At 43.5% G+C, this 6,117-nt stretch carries 3 protein-coding genes and 3 pseudogenes; 4 read left to right on the forward strand and 2 right to left on the reverse strand.

Annotated elements, in window-relative coordinates; translation table 11 throughout:
* The 3 genes from BM317_RS29420 to BM317_RS29430 form a co-directional block, all read left to right on the forward strand.
* Positions 1-434, forward strand: a 434-nt coding sequence (locus tag BM317_RS29420) for a BRCT domain-containing protein (RefSeq protein ID WP_092477191.1), incomplete at its 5' end; no start/stop codon positions are given.
* Positions 435-957: 523 nt separating this feature from the next.
* Positions 958-2,910 carry an AAA family ATPase gene (locus BM317_RS29425; RefSeq protein ID WP_092477193.1) on the forward strand — a complete coding sequence of 651 codons (1,953 nt, stop codon included), beginning with the start codon at positions 958-960 and terminating at the stop codon, positions 2,908-2,910.
* The gene (locus BM317_RS29430; protein ID WP_092477195.1) at positions 2,895-4,889 is read left to right on the forward strand and encodes a UvrD-helicase domain-containing protein; all 1,995 of its coding nucleotides are present in this window, start codon (positions 2,895-2,897) and stop codon (positions 4,887-4,889) included. Before BM317_RS29425 ends, BM317_RS29430 begins: the two co-directional genes overlap by 16 nt.
* 145 nt (positions 4,890-5,034) lie before the next feature.
* Here BM317_RS29430 and BM317_RS29435 read toward each other — a convergent pair.
* Positions 5,035-5,317: pseudogene (locus tag BM317_RS29435) on the reverse strand (hypothetical protein).
* Positions 5,314-5,760 (reverse strand): annotated as a pseudogene (locus tag BM317_RS31335) (integrase); the annotation flags it as partial. The pseudogenes BM317_RS31335 and BM317_RS29435, both read right to left, overlap by 4 nt.
* 136 nt (positions 5,761-5,896) lie before the next feature.
* Between BM317_RS31335 and BM317_RS29445 the strand changes: the two are divergent.
* Positions 5,897-6,117, forward strand: a pseudogene (locus BM317_RS29445) (NAD-dependent DNA ligase); the annotation flags it as partial.

Consider the following 6,117-nt stretch of genomic DNA (forward strand, 5'->3'; position numbering starts at 1 on the left):
TGGCGTCCATGCTTCAGGACGATGCTCTGGACCCGGACGAGTCTCTTGAGCTGCTTAACATCCTGCGTAGCTTTTCTGGCGTGGGCATTGAGAGATCGAAGGTCGGCGAAGCTGTTGCCATTACTCCAACGGACCTTCCCTTCAACTCCCCAGCCCCTGACTTGGTGTGGGATGGCCGAATGTTTGTATTTACAGGCGTCATGGCCTTTGGGCCACGCAAAGATTGCCAGGCATTGGTCGAGGAGCGTGGCGGTTTGATTGGTGGTGGGGTGAGTAAGAAGGTGCATTACCTGGTGGTCGGCAGCGTGGGTAATGAGCAGTGGCGCCACAGCACCTACGGAACGAAGATCATGAAGGCAGTGGAGCTGCGAAAGGCGGGGGCTTCGATTGCCATTGTGGGTGAGGATCACTGGCAAAAGATGCTGTTTGGTTGAGCCGCTCCAGGGAAGGCTGCCTGTTGTCTTGGCTGAAAGATTGTCGGTGGGTTTGATGGCCTCATCGCGAGCAAGCTCGCTCCCACAGGTTTTTAGGGGGATGGAGGAAAAGTGAACACCCAGAAACAACGAAGTCCTCGCATTTCTGCGAGGGCTTCGTTTTGTATGGTGCGGCACCTGGAGCCGAACTAATAGGAAAATCATTATTAATCAACATTATATAAATCCCATGACGATCTAGTATCCCTATTTGTATCCTTTAAATTTGCACGAAGTACTGCCCCTTCTTGCTACCCCCTCTAGGTATACATTCTCCGAGGTAGTGTGGAGGATTGGTATCCTATTCATTTGTGGCAAAATGCCATCGATGAGCTATATTAGGTCATTTGTTCCGCCCAAATGGGCTGTTCATGAAGGTCGGATCTGTTCGTGTGAGTCAAGCCTGCACGCTGGCCTTCCGTCATTGATAAATTGGAAAAATTACGTTCTAAGTTTTTCTCGAAATGGATGTATGAGATAAAGTATGAAGATAACTAAAATTTCTGCTGTTAATTTTCGGGCACTCCAGAATGTGACACTTGATCTGCGGGATAGTCTATCGCTGCTTATTGGTAGAAATAATAGCGGCAAAACTTCATTGCTTGTATTGTTTGAGAAGTTTTATGAGCCTGGGGTGTCTTTCAATTATCATGATTTTCCGTTAGTGGTGCGTAAAGATTTAGCGGCAATTGACCACAAAACTGATGTTTTGCCTTTGTCGATAAGCATGAAAGTTGAGGTCGAATATAATGAAACAGATAGTTTGAGACATCTGTCAGAATTTATGTTGGATCTTGATAGTAATAATAATAAAATAAAAATTTTGTTTGAGTGTGTTGTAAATAAGGACTTGTTGCTGAGGGATATTGAGCAGTTCGATGGGGAGCGAGAAAGGTTTTTGAGAAAAAACCTGGATAAGTATTTGCAGGTCAACGTATACGCATATGCTGATGAAGACGACCTTTTACTTGAAAACCGAAGTAGGCTAGTAAAAAAAGAAATAGCTACGGTTAGAGATCTGATCAACTTTCAGATAATTCATGCTAGACGAGATGTTGCTAGTAGCGAGGGCGGAAAGAAAATGCTCTCTAAATTGACTACGCAATATTTTAATAAGGCAAACAAGGATGTAACAGATTTCGATCCGATAAATAACTTGCTTCTTAAGATCGATGAGAACCTTGAAAGTAGCTATAAGGATTTCTTTGAGCCTTTCCTGAAAACCTCAAAGGCATTCCTGGGGATTGAGGATATTAAGGTTGTATCTAATCTCGAGTCCAATGAAGTGCTGGAGAATAGTTCCCAAGTAGTTTACGGGGATCGCTCTGAGTATCTCCCGGAAACATTCAACGGTCTAGGACATATGAATATTCTTTATCTCTTACTAAGCGTAGAGATAAAGAAGGAGTCATTTGCCAAGACAGGTAAAAATATAAATCTTTTGTTCATAGAGGAGCCTGAGGCGCATACGCACCCTCAGATGCAATATGTTTTTGCTAATCAAATAAAAAGCATATTGAACGAGATTGAGAATATCCAGGCGGTAATAACTACGCATTCGTCACACATTGTATCTCAATGCGATTTCAAAGATATTAGATATTTGCAGAACTTAGATGGCTGCACAAAGGTGAAGAATTTCTATTCGGAATTAAAAGCCAAATACGCTGAGGACGAAGATTCATTTAAGTTCCTAGAGCAGTATCTGACCCTCAATTCCTGTGAGCTTTTTTTTGCAAGCAAGGTTATATTTATTGAGGGAGTTACGGAGCGAATGTTGTGGCCATATTTCGTGGAGTTGTTTGATAAGTCGAAAGTTCAAAGTAAGGACCATATTTCGTTGTTCTCCCAGAATGTCACAATGTTGGAAGTCGGTGCTAATGCTAAGGCTTTCAAACATTTCCTTGATTTTTTAGAAATTAAGACTCTGGTCATCACTGATATCGATACAACGAAAAAGACTATTGACACTACCAAGGCAACCCCAAGAACTATCTATCCATCCTTTAAAGTTTTAGGGTCGGATCACACCAGTAACGCTACACTGAAACACTATTATGAAGCGCCCGATTTCTCTGAAGAGGCTAAGTTTGCAAGCTGGTTTGAAAAGTTAGTCGCACACAAACTGAACCATTCGTACACTAAAATTCATATTGCTTATCAGAAACAAGAGGAAGGCTACCACGCTAGGAGTTTTGAAGATGCCTTTGTGCATATAAATAGGAACGTAATAAAAAATAAACTTGATAATATAAGTGGGTTAAAAAATACGCATGAGTTTGATGGCACGCTTGATGCGTATGATCTGATTGAGAAAGTTCTAGATAAGAAGTCTGCGTTCGCTTCTTCTTTGTTGTATCTAGCGCTGACAGATGATCAAGTTACCTGGCGTATACCGGCGTATATTGTGGAGGCATTAGAATGGATATCGGAATGACTCCCCTTGAGAGTATTGTATCTTGCTTGGAAAGAGGTGAAAGCTTTGTCCTTCAAGGAGGTGCTGGGAGTGGTAAAACCGAAACCCTGAAAATTTTGTTGGATCATATATCCAAACATATGCCGGAAAAAAGAGTGGCATGTATTACGCACACAAATTTGGCAGCAGATGAAATCAAGGCTCGCGCAGGAGAGTTGCACGCTGTTAGCACGATTCATTCGTTTCTGAATGGTATCATCAACTCCTTTTGCATAGATTTACATAAAGTAATACATGAGCTTTTCCTATTGCCAGAATTTAGAGTAGGGCAAGCCATGGACGACGAAAAGGAGTATAAGAAACGCGAGCATGAACGTTATAAAAAGGCCTACGGGAAATATGCAGATAAGGCATATGTCATCCTCAAGATAAAAGAGGACAAGGTCTTGGGGAAACCAATGTATGACAAAGATCCGCAAGCGGCAAATGCTTTATTAAATGAGAAAATAAAGCACCTTAACGCAAGTGTGCTTGAGCACATTAAGAAAGCCTCACCTCAAAAGGTTCGTTATAACGAGACCGCATTCGATAGCTTTCGCGATTTAAGCTTTGGTCATGATGGGCTTGTTAAGTTAGCTGTCTCATTGCTGTGTGAAAGAAAAAAATTAAGGAAAATATTGGCCGATAAGTATGACTATATATTTGTCGATGAGTATCAAGATACGTCTCCTGATATAGTCAAGGCGTTTCTTGATTTTGTAGTGAAAGACCAAGGTCTAGTATTCGGGTTCTTTGGTGACTCGATGCAGGGTATATATGAGGATGGTGTCGGAGACTTGGAGTGTTATGTAAAAGCAAAAGCGATAAAAAAAATAAACAAAGAGGATAATTACAGGTGCTCGGAGCAGGTAGTCAAGATCATTAACAACCTAAGGGACGATGAGTTGCAACAAAGTGTTGCATTCAAAACTCTGGAGAATGGAGATTTAGAAACACTGGCGGACCGCCAGGGTAGGGTCAAGCTCGTTTATTCAGTTTGCGACGAAAAGCCAACCCAGCACAGTCCACGCGAAGACAAGGAGTCATACCTTAAAAAGCTTAACAAATTGATTGAAGTGGCACGAGGCATCGATGACTATAAGATGTTGATGTTGACAAATAAGGCTGTTGCTTTTGAGGCTGGATTCAGTCAATTGTATGAGATATTTAACTCTAGGTTTGGACAAGCAACAAATGAGAATTTAGAAAAAGTATTAGCGATATGCCATTTTGCTGAGCTATATGAGTTGCACGAAGATTATGAAAATAAAAGATATGCAAAGGTCATCCGTTTCGTAAAAAAATCGGGCTTCGTGTTGGATTCCGTTTTTCACAAGGATGAATTGTTGGCCGCGTTCAAAAGTGTTTTTGAATTGAGCTCTCCAGCGCATGGTGCAATACATGAAGCGTTTAAATTTAAGCTACTGAAGCAATCGGATTCATATGAACGACTCGTGAGAAGAAGAGACGAATTTTTTGAGGGTACTAAGGGAAATTCCAGGTACGCTGCTTTCAAAGATCAATATTTATCCGGGCTTGATAGTCCTAGCAAGTTAAACAAAGCTGGCTTTGATATTGATGAGTATGAGTTTGGAGATTTAGAGCGTCATGTAAGGCAAGAGCTATTTTATGATGATTATTTTGGAGAAAAATTAACCCTGGGTGAAGTATTCAAGTACTATGATTATTTGTCGGAGAAAACAAATTTCATAACCATGCACAAGACGAAAGGTTCGGGTATCGAAAACGTTTTGGTGGTGGCAGATGAGTTTTTTTGGAGGGACTATAAGTTTGGTAATGTGTTTTCGCAGGGGGATGTAACTGCCGAGAATAGAAAAATTATGTATGTTGCTTGCTCTAGGGCGATCAAGAATTTGACGTGTGTGCGAATAATGAGCACTGAGGAATCCTCAAGTATTAAAGATTATTTTAATGAGGTAGAGTTAGTGCACTTGGAATGATTTTCACGGGGGGTATTTAACTCTTCGCTTAAGTATATCGGTTTTGTTGTGTGATTGGATCTCGTTGCGAAGGCAGCCAAGCCTTGCTCAATATGAATAGTGTCGAGCATATTTGGCTTTTAGATTTGCGTGGGTGATTGCTAGTTTAGCTGCCAAGCACCCACGTTTTGTCTAGTCGCCGGATAAGTAGCTTCAACGTCAGTGAATAGTAATACTTGGTGGCACTACTATGCTCTGCCAAATGGTGCTGAAGGAACCAATCCATATGCTTCCTTCGCCAACACCAAGGTGTTTCCTGCTTCCTGCTTCCAGCGATCTGCGATAGCTGCCTGAATAATTTTCGCCTGCCGTAAATGACGCTTTCGCGTTGCGTACGACCCTGTCAGCACCGCAGCCATGAACAGCTCCATATCGAATTGCTTGATCATGTACGTCCTCCTATGTACGCAGCGACCACGTCGATCCGACCGTGCCCCAGCTCGTAGCTGATTTGCCTCCGAGCCTCACGATCAAGGCCCCTGTCAACCTTGCGGCATTGGCCGCCGTTGATAGGCGCGCGGTGTTGAGTGATTTGCTCATAACGCTCACATGCGTACGCCGCACGGAGCTCATGAAAGCCTCTGAGGTTGTGTGCATGCAGGATGTCCCGTGCAGGGCGAATGATTTCTTGCAGAAGATTCAGGAAACTTTCGTGTGGCGCAATCAGGTTACGGCTACCCGCAGGCGACACTTGCCTTGCAAACCCAAGTGCACCTAGAACATGGTCGTCCACCAAAATCCAACGTGGCGCCGAGGCGCCGGCGCGGCCGCCTTTGGTGCCGTCCTGAATGTTGATCTTGTCGAAGACTTCAGCCTCACGGCGAAGCCGTGGAGGGAAAGGGGGACAGATTTATTTCCTCGATCAAAAAATGGGGGGCTGTGCGCAGGAGTGCTAGGTTTGAACACAACATTTCCCCAACCGGTAATGCTTCAGTGCTGAACCGATACCCATCCTAAGGAACTCCGTAATGGACCTACACAACGAGTTCGAAAACAGCAAATTCTTCCACCACACCCGTATCGATCGACGCGCCGCCGATGCCTTGGTGGGACTGGCCGCGGGGATTACGGCGGACGGTGTCGTGAACACCAACGAAGCGGTTTTCCTAAAGCAATGGTTGGAAAACAACCTCGCCCATCTAAATGACCCTGTGATCAATCTGTTGTATTCGCGTCTGGCGTCCATGCT

Origin of the sequence: Pseudomonas sp. NFACC24-1 (assembly GCF_900115235.1) — a bacterium.
In the GTDB taxonomy this organism is placed as follows: domain Bacteria; phylum Pseudomonadota; class Gammaproteobacteria; order Pseudomonadales; family Pseudomonadaceae; genus Aquipseudomonas; species Aquipseudomonas fluorescens_AA.

Coding starts and splice junctions, on each gene's coding strand:
- BM317_RS29425 (WP_092477193.1), top strand. CDS start 958: ATGAAGATAACTAAAATTTCTGCTGTTAATTTTCGGGCACTCCAGAAT.
- BM317_RS29430 (WP_092477195.1), top strand. CDS start 2,895: ATGGATATCGGAATGACTCCCCTTGAGAGTATTGTATCTTGCTTGGAA.